The sequence below is a fragment of the Aliiroseovarius sp. F20344 genome (assembly GCF_023016155.1).
Classification (GTDB): domain Bacteria; phylum Pseudomonadota; class Alphaproteobacteria; order Rhodobacterales; family Rhodobacteraceae; genus Aliiroseovarius.
In genome coordinates, this window is record NZ_JALKBG010000006.1 from 379,916 (window position 1) to 402,785 (window position 22,870).

The 22,870-nt window shown below is 57.0% G+C and carries 22 protein-coding genes; 13 read left to right on the top strand and 9 right to left on the bottom strand.

Annotated elements, in window-relative coordinates; genetic code table 11:
* Positions 1 to 51: 51 nt before the first annotated feature.
* On the bottom strand, positions 52 to 2,076 hold the full coding sequence (tkt, locus tag MWU55_RS07635; protein WP_246935381.1) for a transketolase: 2,025 nt from the start codon (positions 2,074 to 2,076) through the stop codon (positions 52 to 54).
* Between the two features lie 250 nt (positions 2,077 to 2,326).
* Here tkt and MWU55_RS07640 point away from each other — a divergent pair, with 250 nt between their 5' ends.
* Together MWU55_RS07640 and MWU55_RS07645 are read left to right on the top strand one after the other, a co-directional pair.
* Positions 2,327 to 2,806, top strand: coding sequence for a hypothetical protein (locus MWU55_RS07640; RefSeq protein ID WP_246935383.1), 480 nt, complete (start codon positions 2,327 to 2,329; stop codon positions 2,804 to 2,806).
* Positions 2,799 to 3,188 carry a cell division protein ZapA gene (locus MWU55_RS07645; RefSeq protein ID WP_246935386.1) on the top strand — a complete coding sequence of 130 codons (390 nt, stop codon included), beginning with the start codon at positions 2,799 to 2,801 and terminating at the stop codon, positions 3,186 to 3,188. Before MWU55_RS07640 ends, MWU55_RS07645 begins: the two co-directional genes overlap by 8 nt.
* Positions 3,189 to 3,264: 76 nt before the next feature.
* On the opposite strand, the gene grxD is transcribed toward MWU55_RS07645, so the two are convergent.
* From grxD to MWU55_RS07670, 5 genes are all read right to left on the bottom strand, one after another.
* A complete protein-coding gene (gene grxD, locus MWU55_RS07650; protein WP_246935387.1) occupies positions 3,265 to 3,627 on the bottom strand; it encodes a Grx4 family monothiol glutaredoxin in 363 nt (120 codons plus the stop codon).
* A gap of 135 nt (positions 3,628 to 3,762) precedes the next feature.
* The gene (locus MWU55_RS07655; RefSeq protein ID WP_246935389.1) at positions 3,763 to 3,999 is read right to left on the bottom strand and encodes a BolA/IbaG family iron-sulfur metabolism protein; all 237 of its coding nucleotides are present in this window, start codon (positions 3,997 to 3,999) and stop codon (positions 3,763 to 3,765) included.
* A gap of 59 nt (positions 4,000 to 4,058) precedes the next feature.
* The gene (locus tag MWU55_RS07660; protein WP_246935391.1) at positions 4,059 to 4,598 is read right to left on the bottom strand and encodes a hypothetical protein; all 540 of its coding nucleotides are present in this window, start codon (positions 4,596 to 4,598) and stop codon (positions 4,059 to 4,061) included.
* Positions 4,599 to 6,758: a phosphoribosylformylglycinamidine synthase subunit PurL gene (gene purL / locus MWU55_RS07665; protein ID WP_246935393.1), complete on the bottom strand. Its 2,160-nt coding sequence runs from the start codon at positions 6,756 to 6,758 to the stop codon at positions 4,599 to 4,601.
* Between the two features lie 464 nt (positions 6,759 to 7,222).
* A complete protein-coding gene (locus tag MWU55_RS07670) occupies positions 7,223 to 8,116 on the bottom strand; it encodes a LysR family transcriptional regulator (RefSeq protein WP_246935704.1) in 894 nt (297 codons plus the stop codon).
* A 167-nt stretch (positions 8,117 to 8,283) separates the two neighbouring features.
* Between MWU55_RS07670 and MWU55_RS07675 the strand changes: the two genes are divergently transcribed.
* The 11 genes from MWU55_RS07675 (at position 8,284) to MWU55_RS07725 (ending at position 19,599) form a co-directional block, all read left to right on the top strand.
* Positions 8,284 to 11,700, top strand: coding sequence for an indolepyruvate ferredoxin oxidoreductase family protein (locus MWU55_RS07675; protein WP_246935394.1), 3,417 nt, complete (start codon positions 8,284 to 8,286; stop codon positions 11,698 to 11,700).
* Positions 11,701 to 11,807: 107 nt separating this feature from the next.
* Entirely contained in the window at positions 11,808 to 12,620 is an 813-nt protein-coding gene (gene murI / locus MWU55_RS07680) for a glutamate racemase (RefSeq protein ID WP_246935396.1), read from the top strand.
* Positions 12,621 to 12,676: 56 nt separating this feature from the next.
* On the top strand, positions 12,677 to 13,705 hold the full coding sequence (gene argC / locus MWU55_RS07685) for an N-acetyl-gamma-glutamyl-phosphate reductase (protein WP_246935398.1): 1,029 nt from the start codon (positions 12,677 to 12,679) through the stop codon (positions 13,703 to 13,705).
* Positions 13,706 to 13,735: 30 nt separating this feature from the next.
* Positions 13,736 to 14,179, top strand: a complete 444-nt coding sequence (gene ccmE / locus MWU55_RS07690; protein WP_246935705.1) for a cytochrome c maturation protein CcmE — start codon at positions 13,736 to 13,738, stop codon at positions 14,177 to 14,179.
* Positions 14,180 to 14,245: 66 nt separating this feature from the next.
* A complete protein-coding gene (locus MWU55_RS07695; protein ID WP_246935399.1) occupies positions 14,246 to 14,857 on the top strand; it encodes a holin-associated N-acetylmuramidase in 612 nt (203 codons plus the stop codon).
* Positions 14,848 to 15,486 carry a holin family protein gene (locus MWU55_RS07700; RefSeq protein ID WP_246935401.1) on the top strand — a complete coding sequence of 213 codons (639 nt, stop codon included), beginning with the start codon at positions 14,848 to 14,850 and terminating at the stop codon, positions 15,484 to 15,486. Before MWU55_RS07695 ends, MWU55_RS07700 begins: the two co-directional genes overlap by 10 nt.
* Positions 15,476 to 15,667, top strand: coding sequence for a hypothetical protein (locus MWU55_RS07705; protein WP_246935409.1), 192 nt, complete (start codon positions 15,476 to 15,478; stop codon positions 15,665 to 15,667). Before MWU55_RS07700 ends, MWU55_RS07705 begins: the two co-directional genes overlap by 11 nt.
* Positions 15,668 to 15,800: 133 nt before the next feature.
* Positions 15,801 to 16,223, top strand: coding sequence for a hypothetical protein (locus MWU55_RS07710; RefSeq protein ID WP_246935411.1), 423 nt, complete (start codon positions 15,801 to 15,803; stop codon positions 16,221 to 16,223).
* Between the two features lie 80 nt (positions 16,224 to 16,303).
* Positions 16,304 to 18,274, top strand: coding sequence for a heme lyase CcmF/NrfE family subunit (locus tag MWU55_RS07715; protein ID WP_246935412.1), 1,971 nt, complete (start codon positions 16,304 to 16,306; stop codon positions 18,272 to 18,274).
* Positions 18,271 to 18,735 carry a cytochrome c-type biogenesis protein gene (locus MWU55_RS07720; protein ID WP_246935413.1) on the top strand — a complete coding sequence of 155 codons (465 nt, stop codon included), beginning with the start codon at positions 18,271 to 18,273 and terminating at the stop codon, positions 18,733 to 18,735. The genes MWU55_RS07715 and MWU55_RS07720 overlap by 4 nt, the downstream gene beginning before the upstream one ends.
* 87 nt (positions 18,736 to 18,822) lie before the next feature.
* Positions 18,823 to 19,599, top strand: coding sequence for an enoyl-CoA hydratase-related protein (locus MWU55_RS07725; protein ID WP_246935415.1), 777 nt, complete (start codon positions 18,823 to 18,825; stop codon positions 19,597 to 19,599).
* A 3-nt stretch (positions 19,600 to 19,602) separates the two neighbouring features.
* Here MWU55_RS07725 and MWU55_RS07730 read toward each other — a convergent pair whose 3' ends face one another.
* The 3 genes from MWU55_RS07730 to gltX all read right to left on the bottom strand — a co-directional run bounded on the left by MWU55_RS07730 (position 19,603) and on the right by gltX (position 22,840).
* The gene (locus tag MWU55_RS07730) at positions 19,603 to 19,977 is read right to left on the bottom strand and encodes a GFA family protein (RefSeq protein ID WP_246935417.1); all 375 of its coding nucleotides are present in this window, start codon (positions 19,975 to 19,977) and stop codon (positions 19,603 to 19,605) included.
* A gap of 99 nt (positions 19,978 to 20,076) precedes the next feature.
* Positions 20,077 to 21,372, bottom strand: coding sequence for a citrate synthase (gene gltA, locus MWU55_RS07735; RefSeq protein WP_246935419.1), 1,296 nt, complete (start codon positions 21,370 to 21,372; stop codon positions 20,077 to 20,079).
* Positions 21,373 to 21,433: 61 nt separating this feature from the next.
* Positions 21,434 to 22,840 (bottom strand): glutamate--tRNA ligase, encoded by a 1,407-nt coding sequence (gltX, locus tag MWU55_RS07740; protein WP_246935421.1) that lies wholly within the window; start codon positions 22,838 to 22,840, stop codon positions 21,434 to 21,436.
* Positions 22,841 to 22,870 lie beyond the last annotated feature (30 nt).

Genomic DNA, 22,870 nt, shown 5'->3' on the forward strand with positions numbered 1-22,870 from the left:
ACCGGACCTGAAACCTGCGGAGGCTTTGGGTCGTGTTTGAGGCTTCCTGGCTTAAGCCAGAAGGTCTTTTGCTTTTGCCACGACGTTGTCGGTGGTGATGCCGAACTTCTCGAACAAGACACCTGCAGGGGCAGATGCGCCAAAGCCAGTCATGCCAACAAAGGCTTGCTTGGCTTCACGGCCACGTTCGCCCAGAAGCACGCGGTCCCAGCCGCCGTCACGTACGGCAGCTTCGATGCCAACGCGCACGGCGCCAGCGGGCAGAACCTTGCGGCGATAGGATTCTTCCTGCTCTGCAAACAGCTCCATGCAGGGCATGGACACAACACGGGTGCCGATGCCGTCTGCTTCCAGTTTGGCGCGGGCTTCCATGGCCAGCGACACTTCCGAGCCAGTTGCGATCAGGATCACCTGACGTTTGCCAACTTCAGCTTCAGCCAGCACATAACCGCCTTGAGCGGAAAGGTTTTTCTGCTTGTAGTCGGTGCGGACGGTCGGCAAGTTTTGACGGGTCAGAACCAGCGTCGAAGGTGTGTCCTTCGTTGTCAAAGCGATTTCCCAAGCTTCGGCCGTTTCAACAGTGTCCGCTGGGCGGAACGTGTAGCTGTTGGGGGTCGCGCGGCAAATGGCCAGATGCTCAACCGGCTGGTGGGTCGGGCCATCTTCGCCTACACCGATGGAATCGTGGGTCATCACAAACACGGTTGGGATGCGCATCAGCGACGCCAGACGCATTGCTGGCCGCGCGTAATCGGTGAAGCAGAAGAACGTGCCTCCATAGGGGCGCATGCCGCCATGCAGGGTCATGCCGTTCATGGCCGCAGCCATACCGTGTTCGCGGATGCCCCAATAGATATAGCGACCACTGCGGTTGTCGGTGTCGAAGACGCCCAAATCACCGGTCTTGGTGTTGTTCGATCCGGTCAGATCAGCCGAGCCGCCTACAGTTTCCGGCAGCACCGGGTTGATCACGGCAAGTGCCATTTCCGAAGACTTGCGTGTTGCAACTGCTGGCTTGCTTTCGGCAACCTCTTTCTTGAGCTTGCGAATAACCGCTGCCAGTTTCTTCGGCGCTTCCATTTCATAAGCCCGTTTGAACTCGCCCTGTTTGCGATCCGAGATCGAGGTAAACCGGGTTTCCCACTCAGCATGTGCATCAGCACCGCGTGCGCCCATGGCTTCCCACTGCGCCTTAACATCGGCAGGGACATCGAACGCCCCTTGGGGTGCGCCATAGACCTTTTTGGCTGCAGCCAATTGGTCCGCATCGGTCAGTGCGCCGTGCCCTTTCGATGTGTCTTGTGCCGCGTGACCCAACGCGATGTGGGTTTTGCAGGCAATCATCGATGGCTTGCCAGTGCTTTTTGCTTTTGCAATTGCGGCGTCGATCTGTTCCGGATCATGCCCGTCAATTTCTTGCACGTGCCAGCCTGACGCTTTGAAGCGCATGATCTGGTCGGTGCGGTCCGACAGCGACACCTTACCGTCGATGGTGATGTCGTTGTTGTCCCAAAGAACGATCAGCTTGGACAGCTCGTGACGTCCAGCAAGGCCAATTGCCTCTTGGCTGATGCCCTCCATCAGGCAGCCATCACCGGCGATGACATAGGTGTAGTGATCTACGATTTTCTTGCCGAAACGGGCACGCTGTATTTCTTCAGCCATCGCAAAGCCAACGGCGTTGGCGATGCCCTGACCCAGTGGGCCGGTTGTGGTCTCAACGCCCGAGACGTGACCGTATTCGGGGTGACCGGCGGTGATCGCACCCCACTGACGGAAATTTTTGATCTGGTCCAGCGTTACGTCTTTGTAACCGGTAAGATAGAGCAGCGAGTAGATCAGCATAGATCCGTGACCTGCGGATAGGATGAACCGGTCGCGGTCTTCCCAGCGCGGAGCAGAGGGATCAAATTTCAGGTGCTTTTCAAACAGAACAGTCGCAACGTCGGCCATGCCCATAGGCATGCCAGAGTGACCGGAGTTTGCAGCAGCAACAGCATCCAGCGTCAAAGAGCGGATCGCAGCAGCTTTTTTCCAGTGGTCAGGGTGGGCTTTGGCAAGAGCGGCAATATCCAAGGTCCGGATCCTTTGGCTAAGTAAAGTCAGGCCTCTGATAGCAGCCCTGCGGCTTGGGTCAAGCAAAGCAAGTCATTGTGCCCCAAGTGGTTGTAAACGAACACTGCCACACGGCGTTTAGGGGGAGCAAAATGCTTGTGAGAGCAAACCGGGCGGCGAATCGCATTTCCAGCCGTCAAAGCGCACAGGGCGTTGAGTGTTGCGCCGCCTTGTGACAAGATCGAACGGACAGGACTATACAGGGCAGATTATGAGTGACATTTCCGAACTAGAAACCCGTATTACCGCCGCATTGGAACGGATCAATATCGGGTTGGATCAAATGGCGGAGAAGCCTGCGGTCGACACCGGTGCGCAGGACGAGTTGAAAGCGCAGCTTGAGGATGAACGCACCGCTAATGCACAGCTGACCGAACGTCTAAGCGCCCTTAAATCCAAAAGCGATGATACTGCCGGTGAGACCGAGCAGCTGAAAGCGCAGCTTGCTCAGGCCGAGGCCGCTGCCGAAAGCCTGCGGCAAGCCAATCAAGAGCTTCGCAACACCAACGATGCCTTGCGCGAGGCCTCGAAAACGGGTGTCGTCGATGCAACTCTGATCAACAATGCCATGACTGCTGAGTTGTCGGCGCTGAAGGCAACGCAGCAAGCGGACCGTGCTGAACTGGACGCGGTGCTGACCGAGCTTTCCACAATGGCCGCCCCCAAGGCTGAGGAGGACACACATGCCTGACGTCACGATCACCATCGGTGGCCGCAGTTTTGAAGTGGCCTGCCAAGAGGGCGAAGAACATTTCCTGAAATCCGCTGCCGCCATGCTGGACACTGAAGCGTCCGTTCTGGTCAGCCAAATCTCGAACCTGACCGAAAGCCGCATGCTTTTGATGTCGGGCTTGATGCTGGCCGACAAGACCGCGGGCATGGAGGATAAAGTGAAGCTGACCGAGCAACGCGTGGCCGAACTGGAACGGGAGCTTGATGCACTGAAAAACGCAGAGCCGCAGAAAGTGGAAGTGCCTGTGGTCCCTGCCGCTGTTACGGACACGCTGGCCGAAATCGCGGCACGGGCTGAATCTATGGCTGCATCCGTCGAAGATCGGTTGAAAGCGGACTAAAGGCTTCCAAAATCAGTATATACAAAAACGCGCGCTGGGGTGCAGCGCGCGTTTTCTATCTCAAGTGATCTGAAAATCAGCCGTTGGCTTCGCGGATCTTGTCGGCAGCCTCTTTGTCAAACGCCACACCATTGTCGTCAAACAACGTGTCCAGCTCGCCCGACAGGGTCATCTCGGTGATGATGTCACAACCGCCCACGAATTCGCCTTTGACGTAAAGCTGCGGGATGGTCGGCCAGTCGGAATATTCCTTGATGCCCGAACGGATTTCCTCGTCGGCCAGCACGTTCACATCGGCGTAGTCCACGCCCATGTAGTTCAGAACGCCAGCCACGCGGGACGAAAACCCGCATTGCGGCATTTCTTTCGTGCCCTTCATGTAAAGCACAACGTCATTGGCTTTGACGGTTTCGTCGATGCGTGTTTTAGCGTCGGTCATCTTGTGTTCCGTTTGTTTTGGCGTCTCGCCCAAGGCGAGCTTTGTTGAAGTAATGTATTAGCAATCCCGGCAGCCCGATAGCCAGCAACAACAGAAATCCAATTGCCACAATGGCGTAGGCTCCTAACGTGCCTTTCACTCAGGTACCTTGGTCGTCAATGCCAGCGCGTGGAGCTCTCCGCTGTCGATCTGGGCGCGGACAGTGGCGTTTACCGCGCGCTGTTGTTGCACGCGGTTCATGTCGCGGAAGCTTTCATCCACGACCTCGGCAGCCCAGTGATTCCCGTCACCGGCCAGATCGGTGATGGTGATCTGAGCGTCGGGAAAACCTGCGCGGATCAGGTCTTCGATTGCGGATGCTTCCATGGCCATTGGCGAAACCTCGTGTTTGTTTCATCTAACTTATGTGTGGGGCAGGGGGGCCGCAAGGCCTAGCGGTTCATTGCGGCATCACGAAAACTGGTCAAGATAGCGCGGGCGTCCGATAGGATGCCAGCCTCTTCGGCTTCGGCCAGTGTGTTTTCTGTCCAAGCGGGCTCGGGTAAAAGGCGGTCCAGCATGGCTTGGCGGGCAGCCTCTTGCGCAGCTGACAGAGGTAGGCGCGCAGCCAGCTGGAGGAGCTCTGCCATGTCGCAGATGGCCCGCATCCGGCGATAAGCCTCGGACACGGCTTCCAGCGTTTCACGGTCTTTGCGCCAGCGTTTGCGTGGGAAGATCTGCTGGGTCACATATTGCCCTGCACCTTTGCAATCGAACTTGGCACAGCCAGGAAAACCCTGATCTGTCAGAGTTTCGTGGATGCGGCACAGGTTGTCCGTTCCAAGGTGGCGACACGGCGCAAGCGCACGTTTGTCAAAGGCAAAGTCATCGCCTGCATCAAAGCCGGGTGACACACAGCAAAGCCCCGTACACGCCGCGCAATCGGCGGTCAGCGTTGCGGGATCCTGTGCCAGCGGCACCGGGCCTGTCATTTACGAATGCGCCTGATCAAAGCCGGTGCGGAAAATCTGAGCAAGCTCAGCCAAGGGGGCTTCCGAGCCGCCCATCTTCACGCTGTCTCCGGTAAAGCGACCAACGGTCTCAATAGTTACACCCGCTTTGCCTGCTTCAATCATCAAGGCTTCGGCCTGATCGAAGTTACAGGCCACCAGATAGCGCGCCTGATCTTCACCGAACAGCGTTGGCGTGTCGCCAGCGTCCAGCTGAACGCCCACTTCACCGGCCTCGGCCATCTCAAAAGCAGCCAGGGCCAGACCTCCATCCGACAGGTCCGAACAAGCTTTGATCAGCTCGCGGTTGGCGCGGATGAAGTCACCGTTTCGCTTCTCGGCATCCAAATCCACATGCGGCGCGTCGCCATCTTCGCGGTTGAAGACTTCGGCCAGCAGGGCGGATTGACCTAAGTGCCCTTGGGTTTCGCCGACGACCATTGCCACGTGACCGTCGCGGGCCACGCCACCGATCATATCATCAAGGCGATCCAAAAGGCCCACGGCACCAATGGTCGGGGTGGGCAGGATCGCTTGGCCATCGGTTTCGTTATAAAGCGAGACGTTGCCCGAAACGATCGGCACGTCCAGCGCTGCCACAGCCTCGCCGATGCCTTTGATGGCGCCGACGAATTGTCCCATGATCTCGGGCTTTTCGGGGTTGCCGAAGTTCAGGTTGTCAGTGGTGGCTAGCGGCTTGGCACCAACGGCGGTCAGATTGCGATAGGCTTCTGCCACGGCCTGACGACCACCTTCCAGTGGGTTCGCTTTCACATAGCGCGGCGTCACGTCCGAGGTGAAGGCGATGGCTTTGTCGGTGCCGTGCACGCGCACAATGCCCGCACCCAAACCCGGGGCGCGAACAGTGTCAGCCATAACCATGTGGTCATATTGCTCGTAAACCCACTGTTTTGCAGCGTGGTTTGCAGACCCGATCAGCGCCTTCAGCCCGTCAATCGCGTCGATTTCCGGCACGTCGGCCAGTTCATCGGCTGCCGGGGTTTCGACCCACGGGCGATCGTATTCTGGGGCGCGGCCCGACAAGGGCGACAGCGGTAGATCGGCTTTCACTTCGCCGTTGTGCATGATCAAAAAGCGGTCTTCGGCCAGCGTTTCACCGACGATGGCGAAATCGAGGTCCCACTTTTCGAAGACAGCACGGGCCTCGGCTTCTTTTTCCGGCTTCAGCACCATGAGCATCCGCTCCTGGCTTTCGGACAGCATCATCTCATAAGCTGTCATGTTGTCTTCGCGCTGGGGGACGTCTTCAAGGTTCAGCTTGACGCCCAGACCACCCTTGTCGCCCATTTCAACGGCCGAGCAGGTCAGGCCAGCGGCACCCATATCTTGGATCGAAATGACAGCACCGGTTTGCATCAGCTCTAGCGTGGCTTCCATCAGACGTTTTTCGGTAAAGGGGTCACCAACCTGAACGGTGGGACGCTTCTCTTCGATCGTGTCGTCAAACTCGGCTGACGCCATGGTGGCCCCGCCGACACCGTCGCGGCCTGTCTTGGCGCCTAGATATACAACAGGCATGCCGATGCCCGATGCGGCCGAATAGAAGATCTTATCTGCATCCGCGAGACCGGCGGCAAAGGCGTTCACAAGGCAGTTGCCGTTATAGGCAGGGTGGAAGCGAACCTCTCCGCCTACGTTGGGAACACCGAAGCAGTTGCCGTACCCACCGATGCCTTCGACCACGCCATTGACGAGTTGCTTGGTCTTGGGGTGATCAACTTCGCCAAAGCTCAGCGCGTTCATGGCGGCAATCGGGCGCGCGCCCATGGTAAACACGTCGCGCAAAATGCCCCCCACGCCGGTGGCCGCGCCCTGATAAGGCTCGATATACGAGGGGTGGTTGTGGCTTTCCATTTTGAAGACCACGGCCTGACCATCGCCGATATCCACGATGCCCGCGTTTTCGCCGGGGCCGCAGATGACCTGAGGGCCTTCGGTCGGCAGAGTGCGCAGCCATTTTTTTGAGGATTTGTAAGAGCAGTGCTCGTTCCACATGGCTGAGAAGATGCCAAGTTCGGTGAAGCTGGGTTCGCGTCCGATGATTTCGAGGATCAGGTCGTATTCGTCGGGCTTCAGTCCATGGGCTTCAATCAGGTCAGTGGTGATTTTCGGCTCGCTCATGCTCGGTCCCCTTCGGCGTTGCAGCAACATCGACTCGCGCGCGATAAGCGTCAATGTCAGTTGCTGCGCCTTGTAGGCGATGGGCGGGCATTGGGGAAGGGCTAGGATGCCTTGTTTTGCACGATCTTTGTGCATCAGGCAAAAAAAAGGCCGGGCAGAGCCCGGCCAAGTCCAACAGGGAGGTAAAAACCGACTAGAGCGAAGCTCGACCATCGGCTTTGGATAAGAATTAGGTGCCAGAACGACTCGGTTCAAGGGAAAATGCTGCATTGCGGCTATGCATTTTGCGCATGCCTCATGGCGCGCGAGGCTGTTCGAGGCTAATCGGGATTGTATTCTACTTGGGATAGTCTAATGATTTGAGAACTTTAACACCTAAAGTATCATAAATTGATGGGGTTTCAGCCTCGAAACCCAGTTGATTCACTGTTGCGCAATCGCATCACTAATTCTGAATGTATATCTCAGCTTGCTGTGCTGCGGCGCTGCGCAATCAGCTCGGACGTGACAAAATCGCGGAATGCTTCGATCCGTTTGGATGCGCGCAATTCCTCGGGATAGGCAAGGTAGACCGGTATGTCTTTGCTTTCCACAGAGGGCAAAACGCGGGTCAACTGTGGGAAATCGTGCGTGATGTAGTCAGGAAGTACACCAATTCCCAGATCATTCAGCACGGACTGCAGAACTCCGAAATAGTTGTTCACTGTTAGAAGTGAGCCAACATCATAGGTCAGCAGCTCGCGCACCAAAGCAGCGCCAGCACTGACTTGGGCGGCCGATGTATTTTGACATATCAGCCGGAACTTCGAGAGATCCTCAAGCTTTTCGGGCGTGCCGTTGGCTTCCAAATAGCTGGGCGTCGCGTAAAGCCGCATATGCACATCCATCAGGCGCTTGCGGATCAGATCCGCTTGGCTCGGTTCTTTCATGCGAATGGCGACATCAGCTTCACGCATCGGAAGATCCAGCACGCGTTCTTCCAACATCAGATCAATTCTGAGATCAGGGTAGGCTTCGTAAAGTTTAGGCAGGCGCGGTGCCAACCACATGGAACCGAAAGCCGTGGTTGTCGTGACGCGCAGTTCACCGAACACTTCTTCTTTGCTGTCACGGATGCGCGCCACCGCAGCCTCGAGCCGTTGGTTCATCGCCTTGGTGGCGTCAAACAGCAGCTCGCCCTGTTCGGTAAGAATCAGTCCGCGCGCGTGGCGGTGAAACAAGGTGGCATTCAGCCCGTCTTCCAGCGCGCGAATTTGGCGGGACACGGCAGATTGTGACAAATGCAGTGCATCACCAGCATGGGTCAGTGACCCCGCATCCGCCACGGCGTGAAATATTCTGAGCTTGTCCCAATCCATGAAGAAAGAACCGATCCCTGTTCGCGTGAAAAGCTTGCACAGTGTTACCATTAGAATCGTGATCAATTCCAGCACGGATTATGATGTGAAAAGAATTGAAAGGTCAGGAATTATGACCTAAACTAAGCAGATCACGCAAGCATGTGTCACGTATAGGGAGGTGTGTCATGGGCAAGCCGCAAATCACTCTGAATGATCGCTTTGATCTGTCGAAAGAACAGGTTTTGTTAAACGGTACGCAGGCGCTGGTGCGCTTGATGCTGACCCAGAAAGAACGTGACCGTCGGGCGGGGTTGAATACAGCTGGCTATGTGACTGGCTACCGTGGTTCGCCATTGGGTGGCGTGGATCTTTGGATGGATCGCGCGCGGAAAGTGCTGGAGCCCAATGATATTAAGTTTCACCCTGGTCTGAACGAAGACCTCGCCGCCACCGCGCTGTGGGGCAGTCAGCAGGCAGAGCTTCGTGGCGAAGGCACTCATGATGGTGTCTTTGGTCTGTGGTACGGCAAGGGGCCGGGCGTGGACCGCACCGGTGACGTCATGCGCCACGCCAACATGGCCGGCAGCAGCCCGCATGGCGGCGTGTTGATGGCGATGGGCGATGACCACACTGGCGAAAGCTCGACCGTATTGCACCAGTCCGACTGGGCCATGGTGGATGCGTATATTCCGGTACTGAGCCCGGCAGGCGTGCAGGAAATCTTGGACTACGGCATCTATGGCTATGGGCTGAGCCGGTTTTCGGGTGTCTGGGCAGGCCTGAAAGTGATGAAAGACACGGTCGAGGCGACATCTGTTATCGACGGACGCGTGGATCGCATGCAGCTTGTCACGCCCGATTTCGACATGCCCGAGGGCGGGCTGAACATCCGCTTGATTGATGATCGCATCCCGCAAGAAGCGCGAATGATCGATTATAAACGTTTCGCAGCAGAGGCTTATGCTCGTGCAAACCGCATCGACAACCGCATGTGGGGCAAGCCAGGTGCCAAGATCGGCTTTGTGGCTGCGGGTAAGAACTGGTTGGACCTTGTGCATGCGTTGAATCTTCTCGGCATCGACGAGGCCGAAGCCGAACGGCTTGGTATCACCACCTACAAAATCGGCCAGACCTTCCCTTTGGATATGACCTCGTTCCATGAATGGGCCGAGGGGCTGGACCTGATCGTTGTGGTCGAAGAAAAGCGCAAACTGATTGAAGTGCAGATCAAGGAAGCCATCTTTGATGATCGCCGGGGCCGTCGCGTCTATGGCTGGCACAAGGGTGATCAGTGGGAAAACGGCCGCCGGACCGAGCTGTTCCCGACGCGCTATGCGCTGGATCCGATCATGATTGCCGAGAAGCTGGGTGGCATCCTGATTGAAGAGGGTCGGGGCACCGATGCTGTGAAGGCCGGTCTGGCCAAACTGAACGAGGTAAGAGCCGCAGATAACGCCCCTGATCTGGCGGCGCGTTTGCCGTTCTTCTGCTCAGGCTGTCCGCACAACACCTCGACCAAGCTGCCCAAAGGCAGCCGCGCCTATGCTGGGATCGGCTGTCACTACATGGTGCAATGGATGGACCGCGACACGGTTGGCTTTACTCAGATGGGCGGCGAGGGCGTGAATTGGGTCGGTGAAGCACCGTTTTCCAGCACCAAGCATGTTTTCCAGAACCTTGGTGACGGCACCTATAACCACTCGGGTAATCTGGCGATCCGCGCGGCTTTGGCTTCGGAAGCCAATATCACCTACAAAATCCTCTATAATGACGCAGTTGCGATGACTGGCGGACAGGAAAACGAAGGCGATCTGGATGCTCCGCGCATTGCTCGTGAAGTACAGGCGATGGGGGTGAAACACATCTTTGTTGTCTATGATGACAAAGAGGATGTGGACGCGGCGTTGTTCCCCAAGGGGCTGAGTTTCCACACCCGCGATGCGCTTCTGTCCATTGAGAAGAAATGCCGCGATATCAAGGGGGTGTCTGTCATCCTCTATATCCAAACTTGTGCGGCTGAAAAGCGTCGTCGCCGCAAACGGGGCCTGTTCCCGGACCCGGATAAGCGCGTTTTCATCAATACTGATATTTGTGAAGGCTGCGGTGATTGCGGAGTGCAATCGAACTGCGTCTCGATTGTCCCTGTTGAAACCGAACTTGGGCGTAAGCGTGCGATTGACCAATCCAGCTGTAACAAGGATTTCAGTTGCGTAAACGGCTTCTGCCCCAGCTTTGTCACTGTCGAAGGGGCCAAGCTGAAGAAAGCCGCCACCGCTGAAGTTGATCTGCCTGACCTGCCCATGCCCAAGCTGCCCGCCATCAATGGCACCTACAACACGGTGATCACAGGGGTTGGCGGCACAGGCGTTGTGACCATCGGTGCCGTCATGGCACAGGCTGCGCATATCGACGGCAAGGGTGCAGGCATGATGGAAATGGCGGGGCTGGCCCAAAAAGGGGGCGCGGTCACGGTTCACTTGCGCCTTGCGGAAAAGCCCGAGGATATCTCGGCCATCCGCGTGGCGACCGGGGAATGTGACGCACTTATCGGGTGCGAACTTGTGGTCTCGGCCCAGTCTAACACGCTTGGCCTGACGCAGACCGGACGCACCGGTGCTGTCGTAGATAACCATGAAACGGTGACTGGAGAATTCACTCAGAACACGGATTTCACCATTCCCGGCGACAGGTTGCAGTTGTCGCTTGAGGCGCGGTTGCAAGATCGTCTGGCGATGTTTGACGCGACCGAATTGGCGCGGGTTTTGATGGGCGACAGCATCTTTTCGAACATGATGATCTTGGGCGGTAGCTGGCAGGCGGGCTATGTGCCGCTGAGCTATGAAGCGCTGATGTATGCGATCGAGCTGAACGGTCAGGCAGTGGATCGCAATAAACGTGCGTTTGAACTGGGCCGCTGGGCGATTGAACACCCCGCTGAGGCTGCGAAATGCCTTGAGGCGGACGTGGTTGAGCTTCCCAAAACACTGGCCGAGATTGTGGACTTCCGCGCGGAGCACCTGGTGAAATACCAAGGGAAATCGCTGGCAGATACCTATCGTGCTCGGGTGGCGCGGATGCCTGAATCTTTGCAGGAAGCCGTTGCAAAGGGCTATCATAAGCTCTTGGCTTATAAGGATGAATACGAGGTTGCGCGCCTTCTGTGCGAAACCCGTGCCAAGGCCGAAGCAGAGTTTGATGGCGATCTGAAACTGACCTATCATCTAGCGCCTCCGGTGCTGAGCGGTGAGGAACCCAACGGCCGCCCGAAAAAACGTGGCTTTGGTGCGTGGTTTGAACGCGCCGCCCCAATGCTGGCCCGAATGAAGGGACTTCGCGGTACCGCATTTGATCCGTTTGGCCGCACAGCAGAACGTGTAACTGAACGCGCGCTGATTGCAGAATACGAGGCGGATCTGGAGCGGCTTTTGGCTGGGCTAACCGAAGCCAACCTGTCGGCGGCGCTTGAGATTGCGGAACTGCCCCTGTCGATCCGTGGCTTCGGCCCGGTGAAAGAGGCCAGCGTTGATGCCGCCGCGACCCGCCGCGCAGCCCTCTGGGCGCAGTTCGACGGAACCGCCCCAGTGGTGCAAGCCGCCGAGTAGCTATGCGCGACAAATAGGCGATGGATTTCCGTCGCAAACAGACCTATGCCTAGACCATGCCCTGCCGTGCGCGGGGCATGGGATGATCAAGTAGAAGGCATAATACAATGGCAGTTGGCGTATTTGATAGCGGTCTGGGCGGGTTGACAGTTCTGGACGCGGTCGCAAAGCGCCTGCCGGATGTGGATTTCGTCTATTACGCCGACAGCGCCCATGCACCTTACGGGGTGCGCGATGCCGATGACATCTACGAGCTTACCAAAAATGCAGTTTCTGCCCTGTGGGATCAGGGGTGTGATCTGGTGATCCTTGCCTGCAACACGGCCTCGGCAGCGGCGCTGCGGCGGATGCAGGAAAGCTGGATTCCTGCGGACAAGCGCGTACTGGGTGTTTTTGTGCCGTTGATCGAGGCGATGACCGAACGTGGATGGGGTGACAACACGCCTCCGCGCGAGGTTGCGGTGAAGCATGTCGCGCTTTTTGCCACGCCGGCTACCGTATCGAGCCGCGCGTTTCAGCGCGAACTGGCTTTCCGCGCCATTGGCGTGGACGTCGAGGCGCAAGCTTGTGGCGGCGTGGTGGATGCGATCGAAGATGGCGATATGATCTTGGCCGAAGCGCTTGTGCGCAGCCATGTCGATGCGTTGAAACGTAAGATGCCCAAGCCCGAGGCGGCTATTCTGGGCTGCACCCATTACCCGCTGATGGAAGCCGAATTCCAAGACGCGCTGGGGGCGGATGTAAAGGTTTATAGTCAGGCCAATTTGGTGGCGGAAAGCCTTGCTGATTATCTGGAGCGTCATCCGAACATGCGTGGCACTGGGACTGGAAGCAAGTTCCTGACCACTGGTGATCCGGCTCAGGTTTCCAATCGCGCGACACAGTTCCTGCGACGAAAGATCGCTTTCGAAGCCGCCTGATTGCAGCGGGCGCACAAAACCACTACATGTTTTCGACGAATTTGCAGGAGGTCACGATGACCCACAAAATCGCCATTCTAGGTGCGTCCGGTTACACGGGTGCAGAGCTTGTCCGGCTGATCGCCACCCATCCGGCGATGGAGATCGTTGCCTTGTCCGCTGACCGTAAGGCTGGGCAAGAGATGGCAGATGTCTATCCACATCTGCGCCATCTTGATCTGCCGAAACTGGTGAAGATGGATCAGATCGACTTTACAAACGTGGACTTGGCCTTCGCGGCGCTGCCGCACGGACTAAGCCAAGCTCTGGTGCGCGATTTGCCTGAGAGCGTGAAGGTCGTGGATCTTGGTGCCGATTTCCGTCTGCGTGATCCGGCGGAATACGAGAAATGGTACGGCGCGCCGCATGTGGCGACCGAGCTGCAGAAATCAGCTGTCTATGGCCTGACCGAGTTTTACCGCGATGACATCAAAAGCGCGCGTCTGGTGGCGGGCACGGGGTGTAACGCTGCGACGGTGCAATATGCGCTGCGTCCTCTGATCTCAGCCGGGTTGATTGATCTGGATCGGATCATTTGCGATCTGAAGAACGGCGTATCCGGTGCCGGGCGGTCGTTGAAAGAAAACATGCTGTTTGCCGAGCGCTCAACGGATGTGCTGGGCTATGCGCAGGGCGGGACGCACCGGCATCTGGGCGAGTTTGATCAGGAGTTTTCCCTGCTGGCTGGCCGTGACGTACGCATCCAGTTTATGCCGCATCTTGTGCCGGTGAACCGGGGCATTCTGGCCGATTGCTATGTGGATGGCGACGCCGATGCAATCCATGCCGCGTTAGTTGAGCAATATCAAGACGAGCCCTTTGTGACGGTGCTACCCAAGGGCAAATTGCCCGGTATGGGGCAGGTGACGGGGTCAAACCAATGCCATCTAGGCGTGTCGGGCGACCGTGTCCCCGGCCGCGCGCTGGTCGTGTCTGCGCTGGATAACCTGTGTAAAGGGTCGTCCGGTCAAGCGATGCAGAACGCAAACCTTATGTTGGGCGAGGATGAGACCACGGGGCTGATGATGCCCCCTGTGTTTCCGTAAGAGATTGAAAAGGATGCCGAAATGGCCGGTCTGAAAAGCTTGAAGAAAACCCGCCGTATCCAGATCATCGTGCTGGCCTTTGTTGCGCTTGCGCTGTCGACAGGGTTGATCGGCTACGCGCTGAAAGACGGGATCAACTATTATCGATCGCCGACCGAGGTGATCGCGGAACCACCCCGCGAGGACGAGGTGTTCCGCATGGGGGGGCTTGTATCCGAAGGCTCTATCGTGCGCGGGCAGGGCGAAACTGTGAGCTTCTCTGTGACTGATGGGGCGGAGACGGTGCCGGTTCGCTACACAGGTGTGCTGCCTGACTTGTTTTCTGAAAATCAGGGCATGATCGGTACGGGCACCTATGTGGATGGCACTTTTGAAGCCACTGAAATCCTTGCCAAGCACGACGAAGAATACATGCCGAAAGAGGTCGTGGACTCTTTGAAAGAAAGCGGAGTTTACGTCGAACCGGGCTCCTGATTTCGACATTGTTAACTCAAGCACTCCAGCCTTACCCCCGTGTTTTAAACGCGGGGAAGGGCCCGGATGCAAACTGTCACAGAAATTGCCGACCAAATTGTCGCCCGTGAAGGCGGCTATGTGAATGATCCCGATGATCCCGGTGGGGCGACCAACTTTGGTGTGACCATCCACACCATGCGCCGCTTGGGGCTGGACCTGACGGGCGATGGCAAGGTGACACCTGCGGATGTAAAGCGCCTGACCCGCGCACAAGCCCGTGATATTTTTCTAAAGCACTACTATCACAAGCCCCGGATTGGCGAGCTGCCAGAGCCGCTACAGGCTTCGGTCTTTGATATGTATGTGAATGCGGGCGGAAATGCGGTGCGCATTTTGCAGGGTCTGTTTGCCAAGATGGGCTACCAGCTTGCGAAGGACGGCGCATTGGGGCCGCAGACCTTGGGCATCGCGCGTGCCGCCTTGGCGGTGGCTCCGGATCACCTGGTTGACGCCTATGGGATTGAACGGCGCAATTACTATTACCGTTTGGCCGATCGTCGCCCAGCCTCGCGCAAATACGCGCGCAGGCGGGATGGGGGCAAAGGCGGCTGGATCAATCGGGCCGAGGAGTTCATCGCGGCCCACTATCATTTTTCAAACACGGATCACCGGAAGAGGACGCAGAAATGGGGCTGATGGGCGGTGTATTCAATGTGCTGTTTGGTGGGCGTGGCAATGTGGTGCGCGAAACCTCGGAAGTGTTTCGAGAGAACGCAGAAGCAGCGTCAGCCCGTGATGCTGGATTGCAGATGGCGGCTATCGAAGCCTTTGCGGCTGAGTTCGCCCATGTGCGAAAGGGGTGGTTTGACCGGTTTATGGACGGGTTGAACCGGGTGCCCCGGCCCGCATTGGCGCTGTCGACATTGGGGCTGTTTGCAGCTGCCATGATCAGCCCGGCTTGGTTTGCTGACCGTATGCAAGGTGTGGCCTTGGTGCCCGAGCCGCTTTGGTGGCTGATGGGGGCCATTGTCAGTTTCTATTTTGGGGCCCGCCAACAGGTTAAAGGGCAGGAATTTCAACGGTCAATTGCCGAAGTGCTGGTGCGCGCCAATGGATTTGTGCCTTCACCTTCAAAACCAACCGCCACTCCACCGATCGTTTCGACGGGGCAAGAGTCTGATCCTGCGCCACTTTTGGCGGATCCAGAGCCCGAAGCGCCTGTGCGTGATGACGAACCTAACGTGCCACAGGCCGATACAGCACCTGTGGATGTGTCAGACAATGCTGCGCTGAAAGACTGGATGGAACGCCGCAATGGGAAGTGACCTGATCCTAAAACTGGTGTCCGATCACGGGCCATGGGTTTTGCTGGTGTTTTACCTTCTTTATCGGGACCTCCAGAAAGATCAGGCCACGCGTGCAGTGCTGGACAAAAACTCGTCTATCCTGATCGAGATCACCACGATTATACGCGAACGCCTTCCCGCTGCCGGTGCACGGCGATGATGTGGCGTTGGTATTTGATGCTGAAACAGCGCTTCCGGGCTTTGGTTCTTGGGCGACGACTTCAGCACGCCCTTACACGAAACGAACACGCAGCAGCCGAGTTGGACGTAGTTGTCAGGAGTATCTTGCAAAAATGAAACAAGCATCTCTTTTGGTCGCGTTCTTGGCTTTGGCGCTGCAACTGGGCTACTGGGGCGTAGGATATGACGCGGTTTTCCAGATTGGATTTGGCGCCATTACTCTGATGGGGCTGATGATCGCACTCACCTTCCTGTGGCTCTACATTCAACGGGCCACCCCCTTGGCGCTCGGCATGGCCTATAGCTGGTGCGGGGCCAGTTTGGTTCTGGGGTGGTGGTGGCTTTACGCCCTGTTGGGAGAGCCAGAGGCAATGGCGGCCAACGCCCTGCATTTCGCACCGCTGGCCTTGTATCTGTCCGGCGCAATCCTGCATTTCAGCGTCATACACCGATCCTTCGGGTGGCATGGTGCCGCATTTCTAGCCCCGGTTCTGGGCGCAGTAATGTGCTCGACTGCGATTTATCTGTTGATCTAAGATCAAACCCCCGTGACCGGGTGCCGCATCTGGCACCGGAAGGGCTAGTGACTGCGCGCGACTCTCTGTAAGGTCGCGCCATGATTATCGAGCTTGGACATTTTGCGCTGATCTTGGCGCTGGGCGTGGCCGTGGTGCAAACCATCGTGCCGCTGATCGGGGCACATAAACGCTGGAACAGCTGGATGGAGATGGCCGTTCCCGCGGCGACCATTCAGTTTCTGCTGATCGCGGCCTCATTTCTGGCGCTGACCTATGCGTTTGTGACGTCGGATTTTTCGGTCCGGCTGGTGACGTTGAACTCCCACACAGCGAAGCCGATGCTTTACAAAATCTCCGGTGTGTGGGGGAACCATGAAGGGTCAATGCTCCTTTGGGTGCTGATTATTGCTGGCTTTGGGGCGACCGCAGCGTGGTTTGGACAGAACCTGCCCAGAACGCTGAAAGCGCGCGTGTTGGCGGTTCAAAGCTCGATCGCGGTTGCGTTTCTAGCGTTCATCATCTTCACATCGAACCCGTTTCTTCGTTTGGCGCAACCGCCCTTTGACGGGCAGGACCTTAATCCGCTTTTGCAAGACCCCGGCTTAGCTTTCCACCCGCCGTTTCTGTATCTGGGCTATGTGGGGCTTTCTATGGCGTTTTCATTCGCTGTCGCCGCGCTGATTGAAGGCCGAATTGACGCTGCGTGGGGCCGCTGGGTGCGCCCTTGGACGCTCGCGGCTTGGGTCTTTCTGACCATCGGCATCGCGCTGGGCAGCTGGTGGGCTTATTACGAGCTGGGCTGGGGCGGTTTCTGGTTCTGGGATCCGGTTGAGAACGCCTCGTTCATGCCGTGGCTGTTCGCCGCTGCTCTATTGCACTCTGCCATTGTTGTGGAAAAACGCGAAAGTTTGAAAAGCTGGACCATTCTGCTGGCTATCCTTGCCTTTGGGTTCTCTTTGATCGGGACGTTTATCGTGCGCTCAGGCGTTATCACGTCTGTGCATGCTTTCGCCTCAGACCCTGAACGCGGAGTCTTCATCCTGTTTATCCTACTGTTCTTCACCGGCGGCGCGCTGACCTTGTTCGCTGCCCGTGCGGGCGCGATGGAGGCTAAAGGCGTCTTTGGCTTCGTCAGCCGTGAAAGTGCGTTAGTTGTGAACAACATCCTGTTGGCAGTGTCGTCCTTTGTTGTGTTTGTCGGGACGATTTGGCCTTTGGTGGGCGAGGCGTTTGATCGCAAAATCTCGGTCGGGCCGCCATTCTTCGAAGCAGCATTCACGCCCTTTATGGTGGTCTTGGCTCTTGTGATGCCCATTGGGGCGATGCTGCCGTGGAAACGCGCTAGTATTGGTCGTGCAGTGAAACAGCTTGTGCCCGCGTTTGTGCTGGCTGTCGCCATTTTGGCATTGGTCTGGTCAATGCAGTCAGGCAAGTCAGCTCTGGGGCCAATTGGCATGTTCCTAGGGACATGGCTGGTTGCCGGATCAATGACAGACATATTTGGGCGTACCGGGCGTGGTGCAATTGCGGGCCGCTTGTCACGTTTAACACGACTTCCGGGGGCCGATTGGGGCAAGTTCGCTGCTCATGCAGGACTTGGTATTACCATGATGGGCATCTCGGGCCTGATGGCTTGGGAAGTGGAAGACATTCGTGTCGCCCAAATCGGAGAGACATTTCAGGTCGCGGATTACGACATCACGCTTGTAAATGTTGGGCGTGAAAATGGACCGAACTATATCTCAACAATGGCTGAGATTTCGGTTGCGCAGGACGGGGCGCATCTGACCACGCTTTACCCTGAAAAACGTGTCTATCCGGTTCAAGCGATGCCCACGACAGAAGCGGCCATTTCCAATGGGTTCTGGACCGATATCTATCTGGTGATTGGTGATCCTCAGGAAGGCGGCGGCTGGGCTGTGCGTACTTTCATCAAACCTTTTACGAACTGGATTTGGGCTGGGACAATCATCATGGCGCTGGGGGGTATCTTCAGCTTGTTTGACCGTCGCTTCCGCGTAGCCCCGGGTGCGGCTAAGGCCCGCGTGGAAGGAGTGCCCGCAGAATGAAACGCCTCATTGCGACGTTTGTCATTTTGGGCTGCCTTGCCTTGCCATCCTATGCGGTGAACCCGGACGAGGTGCTTTCGGATCCGGTGTTAGAGGAACGCGCTCGCGATATCTCGGCCGGATTGAAATGTGTGGTTTGCCGGGGCGAGAATATCGACGAAAGCAACGCTGCGATCGCGCGTGATTTGCGCCTTCTGGTGCGCGAACGTCTGACCGAAGGTGACAGCAACGAGGAAGTGATCGGTTTCATCGTTGAGCGGTATGGCGAATATGTTCTGATGAAGCCAAATCGTTCAGGCGCAAATCTGATTTTGTGGGCCGCCGGGCCAGTGCTTTTTGTCATCGCACTTGTATCTGGTGGCCTGTATCTGCGCCGCCGTGCTGCGTCGCGCGATGGTTCTGCTTCATTGACACAGGATGAAGAAGCGCGTTTGAAAGAGCTTTTGAAAGACGAGCTTTAGGCAGCTGAAATCTAAGAAATGACGGTGCGTTCATCTTTACCTGACCGTGTGGTCGGTTAAACTACGCGAAACCCCCGGGAGGATGACATGAAATACGAAACGATCACTTTGGACATCACGGATGGCCTTGCCGTCCTGACCTTCGACCGCGCAGATGTGATGAACGCTCTCAACACGCAAATGCGGGCCGAGATTGCTCATGCGGTGCAAGAGGCAGGCAAGAACGCCCGCGCCTTGGTTATCACCGGGTCGGGACGTGCGTTTTGTTCAGGTCAGGATCTGGGGGATCGTGCGAACGCTGCCGAGGTTGATCTGGAACGCACCTTGCGTGACGAATACGAACCGCTGCTGCGTGCCATCTATGACAGCCCGATCCCGACGATTTCAGCCGTGAATGGCGCTGCAGCCGGCGCAGGGGCCAACATTGCTCTGGCCGCTGATGTGGTGATCGCGTCAGAAAGCGCCTTCTTCATGCAAGCATTCTCGCGCATTGGCCTGATCCCGGATGCCGGCGGCACCTATTGGATGCCGCGCCAAATGGGCTTTGCCAAGGCGATGGGTGCCGCGCTGTTTGCCGAAAAGATGCCCGCGCAGGAAGCTGCGGATCTGGGTCTGATCTGGGAATGCGTTTCGGATGATGACTTTGAGGCCACGTGGCGCAAACGGGGCGAGCAGCTGGCAAAGGGACCAACCCTGTCCTATCGCAACATCAAGAAAGCCTTGCGCGCCTCGATGAACAACACGCTGGACGAACAGCTTGCGCTTGAAGCCAGTCTGCAAGGTGAATGCGGTAAGTCACGTGATTTCAAAGAAGGCGTTCTGGCCTTCCTTGAAAAGCGCAGCCCCAACTATGAAGGGCGCTGAGCCTCAGCCTTGATCCCAAGCCTGTCGGCGATCCAGATAAACGTCTTTCCCACGCTCAAACAGCGTAGGATCGTCCAATGCGCCTGCGTATATCGCAATGGCATCCGGCATACGTGACGTGGCTTTCAAAAGCGGTGAGCCGCAGTCCCGGCAGAAGATGAACTCTAGCATCGCACCGGAATCGGCTTTCCGGCGATGGGTTTTTGTCGGCCCCTTGGTCATCAGCGCATGTCGGTTCACCATCATTTGTGGGGCATGACCTGCGCCGGTGACATGTTGGCAATCACGACAGTAACACTGGATGGTAAAACGTATTTCGCCGGAATAGTCGAACTGGCAGGCTCCGCACAGACATCTTCCAGACAAGTATTGGGACATAGGCACCTCCTGACCAGAAAGCCTATCTCGCTTGGGAAAACATGCCATCAAAACAAAAAAAGCCGCCGAAATCGGCGGCTTTTTGACGAGTTGTAAGGCTTAGCGTTTGGCGACGTCCACATAGTCGCGTTCGGTGTCGCCCAGATACAGCTGGCGCGGACGGCCGATTTTCTGACCCGGATCGCCCAACATCTCTTTCCATTGCGAGATCCAGCCAACGGTGCGCGACAAGGCGAAGATGGGAGTGAACATCGAGGTCGGGAAGCCCATCGCCTCAAGAATGATGCCCGAATAGAAGTCGACATTCGGGTAGAGCTTCTTCTCGACGAAGTAAGGATCTTCCAGCGCGATACGCTCCAGTTCCTTGGCGACTTTCAGCGTTTCATTGTCTTCGATGCCCAGAAGTTCAAGCACCTCATCAGCGCTTTCCTTCATGACCTTCGCACGCGGGTCGAAATTCTTGTAAACGCGGTGACCAAAGCCCATCAGGCGGAAGGGGTCTTCCTTGTCTTTGGCGCGTGCCACAAACTCCGGAATGCGGTCTACGGAGCCGATTTCACGCAGCATCTCAAGGCAAGCTTGGTTGGCGCCACCGTGTGCGGGACCCCACAGACATGCGATGCCCGCAGCGATACAGGCAAACGGGTTCGCACCCGACGACCCTGCCAGACGCACGGTCGAAGTCGATGCGTTCTGTTCGTGATCGGCATGCAGCGTGAAGATACGGTCCATGGCTTTCGACAGGATCGGGTTCACTTCATATTCTTCGGCCGGAACGGCGAAACACATGCGCAGGAAGTTCGATGCGTAATCCAGATCATTCTTTGGGTATACGAAAGGCTGGCCGACGGAATATTTGAACGCCATCGCAGCAATCGTCGGCAGCTTGGCAATCATACGGATCGCAGCCACTTCGCGTTGCCAGGGGTCATTCACGTCGGTCGAGTCATGATAGAATGCCGACATAGCGCCCATAACACCGGTGATGATCGCCATCGGGTGCGCGTCGCGACGGAAGCCCGAGAAGAACTTGATCATCTGCTCGTGCACCATGGTGTGGTTGGTTACACGGCTTTCGAAGTCTTCCATTTCGGTTGCGCTGGGCAGCTCACCGTAAAGAAGCAGGTAGCAAACTTCCAGATAATGCGATTTCTCGGCCAATTGGTCGATTGGATAGCCACGATACAAAAGCTCGCCTTTGTCGCCATCAATGAAGGTAATGGTCGAATCGCAGCTTGCTGTCGAAGTGAAGCCGGGATCATATGTGAACACATCGCCCTGAGCGTACAGTTTACGGATGTCGATTACATCCGGCCCCGCTGTGGGGGAATACATGGGCAGTTCCAGCTCCTTATCGCCAAAAGTGAGCTTTGCGGTTCCGGTTGGGTCAGCCATGTATCATTCCTTCATGTTCGTGTTGGCAGCAGCCCGCCCCGTTGGGCGAGCGCCTCTTGCGTTACACGCTTGCGTCCTCAAGCCGTGCGATGGTTTCATCGCGCCCAAGCACAAGCATCATATCAAATACGCTGGGCGTTACGGCCCGTCCGGCAAGGGCAGCCCGTAGGGGCGCCGCGAGTTTGCCGAACTTGAGGTCATGGGCCTCAGCAAGGCCATTGAGGATGTCCTCAAGCGTGTTGCGATCCCAGCTACCATTTTGCAGCTGCGGCGTCAATTCTTTCAGTATACCACGGGATACTTCATCCAGTGCTTTTTCTGCCTTTTCATCCCGATCAAGGGGGCGCGAAACCGTCACAAACCTTGCTTTTACAAGGAGTTGCGGTAAGGTCTTGGCGCTTGTCTTCAGGAATGGCATTGCGGCTGCAATCATTTCACTTTGCTGCGACTGCAAAGGTTTTTCACCTGCTGCAGCGATATAGCCCTCTAGCGCGGTCATCACATCGCCATCCGCCATTGCAGCCAGATGCTGCCCCGACAAGTTGTCGAGCTTTTTGAAATCGAAACGGGCTGGGCTTTTGCCGATGCCGCCAAGATCAAACCATTCCAGAGCCTGCGCGTCCGAGAAGAACTCGTCATCTCCATGGCTCCAACCCAGACGGGCCAGATAGTTGCGCATCGCGGCGGCGGGATAGCCCATCGCCTCGTATTCTTCGACGCCAAGCGCACCGTGGCGTTTGGACAGTTTCTTGCCATCCGGGCCGTGAATCAGCGGGATATGCGCCCAAACGGGCAGGTCCCAACCCATCGCCTGATAGACAATGATCTGGCGTGCGGCATTGTTCAGGTGGTCATCCCCCCGGATCACATGGGTCACGCCCATATCGTGGTCATCGACAACAACGGCCAGCATGTAGGTGGGTGTGCCATCAGAACGTAAACAAATCATGTCGTCGAGCTGATCATTGCGGATCGTGACATCGCCCTGCACCTCGTCCTGGATGACGGTTTTGCCGTCACGCGGGGCTTTCAGGCGGATAACGTAGGGCGCGTCCGGGTAGGAAGCGGGATCGGCATCGCGCCACGGACTTTGATACAGGGTCGATCGGCCCTCGGCCCTCGCTTCATCGCGGAAAGCCTGAATTTCATCCTGCGTAGCGAAACACTTATAGGCGTGACCATTGGCCAGCATCTCGTGCGCCACTTCAGCATGACGGTCGGCGCGGTCAAACTGGCTGACAACCTCTCCGTCATGGTCCAGCCCCAGCCATGCCATGCCTTTCAGGATCGCCTCGGTGGCTTCCGGGGTCGAACGAGCGCGGTCCGTATCCTCGATCCGCAAAAGAAACTTGCCGCCACGGCCACGGGCATAAAGCCAGTTGAACAGCGCCGTGCGGGCGCCGCCAATATGCAGGTAACCCGTGGGGGACGGGGCGAAACGGGTGACGATCTGAGGTGTCTGGGACATCGGACATTAACCTTTTGGAAACCAAGCGCG

What these genes read in the sequence shown, in the direction of transcription:
- argC (WP_246935398.1), top strand. Translation starts at nt 12,677, where the DNA reads ATGACCCACAAAATCGCCATTCTAGGTGCGTCCGGTTACACGGGTGCA.
- MWU55_RS07725 (WP_246935415.1), top strand. Translation starts at nt 18,823, where the DNA reads ATGAAATACGAAACGATCACTTTGGACATCACGGATGGCCTTGCCGTC.
- purL (WP_246935393.1), bottom strand. Translation starts at nt 6,758, where the DNA reads ATGAGCGAGCCGAAAATCACCACTGACCTGATTGAAGCCCATGGACTG.
- MWU55_RS07730 (WP_246935417.1), bottom strand. Translation starts at nt 19,977, where the DNA reads ATGTCCCAATACTTGTCTGGAAGATGTCTGTGCGGAGCCTGCCAGTTC.
- gltX (WP_246935421.1), bottom strand. Translation starts at nt 22,840, where the DNA reads ATGTCCCAGACACCTCAGATCGTCACCCGTTTCGCCCCGTCCCCCACG.
- MWU55_RS07700 (WP_246935401.1), top strand. Translation starts at nt 14,848, where the DNA reads ATGGGGCTGATGGGCGGTGTATTCAATGTGCTGTTTGGTGGGCGTGGC.
- MWU55_RS07670 (WP_246935704.1), bottom strand. Translation starts at nt 8,116, where the DNA reads ATGGATTGGGACAAGCTCAGAATATTTCACGCCGTGGCGGATGCGGGG.
- MWU55_RS07640 (WP_246935383.1), top strand. Translation starts at nt 2,327, where the DNA reads ATGAGTGACATTTCCGAACTAGAAACCCGTATTACCGCCGCATTGGAA.
- gltA (WP_246935419.1), bottom strand. Translation starts at nt 21,372, where the DNA reads ATGGCTGACCCAACCGGAACCGCAAAGCTCACTTTTGGCGATAAGGAG.
- MWU55_RS07695 (WP_246935399.1), top strand. Translation starts at nt 14,246, where the DNA reads ATGCAAACTGTCACAGAAATTGCCGACCAAATTGTCGCCCGTGAAGGC.
- MWU55_RS07715 (WP_246935412.1), top strand. Translation starts at nt 16,304, where the DNA reads ATGATTATCGAGCTTGGACATTTTGCGCTGATCTTGGCGCTGGGCGTG.
- MWU55_RS07705 (WP_246935409.1), top strand. Translation starts at nt 15,476, where the DNA reads ATGGGAAGTGACCTGATCCTAAAACTGGTGTCCGATCACGGGCCATGG.
- MWU55_RS07720 (WP_246935413.1), top strand. Translation starts at nt 18,271, where the DNA reads ATGAAACGCCTCATTGCGACGTTTGTCATTTTGGGCTGCCTTGCCTTG.
- MWU55_RS07655 (WP_246935389.1), bottom strand. Translation starts at nt 3,999, where the DNA reads ATGGCCATGGAAGCATCCGCAATCGAAGACCTGATCCGCGCAGGTTTT.
- MWU55_RS07660 (WP_246935391.1), bottom strand. Translation starts at nt 4,598, where the DNA reads ATGACAGGCCCGGTGCCGCTGGCACAGGATCCCGCAACGCTGACCGCC.
- grxD (WP_246935387.1), bottom strand. Translation starts at nt 3,627, where the DNA reads ATGACCGACGCTAAAACACGCATCGACGAAACCGTCAAAGCCAATGAC.
- MWU55_RS07710 (WP_246935411.1), top strand. Translation starts at nt 15,801, where the DNA reads ATGAAACAAGCATCTCTTTTGGTCGCGTTCTTGGCTTTGGCGCTGCAA.
- MWU55_RS07675 (WP_246935394.1), top strand. Translation starts at nt 8,284, where the DNA reads ATGGGCAAGCCGCAAATCACTCTGAATGATCGCTTTGATCTGTCGAAA.
- murI (WP_246935396.1), top strand. Translation starts at nt 11,808, where the DNA reads ATGGCAGTTGGCGTATTTGATAGCGGTCTGGGCGGGTTGACAGTTCTG.
- MWU55_RS07645 (WP_246935386.1), top strand. Translation starts at nt 2,799, where the DNA reads ATGCCTGACGTCACGATCACCATCGGTGGCCGCAGTTTTGAAGTGGCC.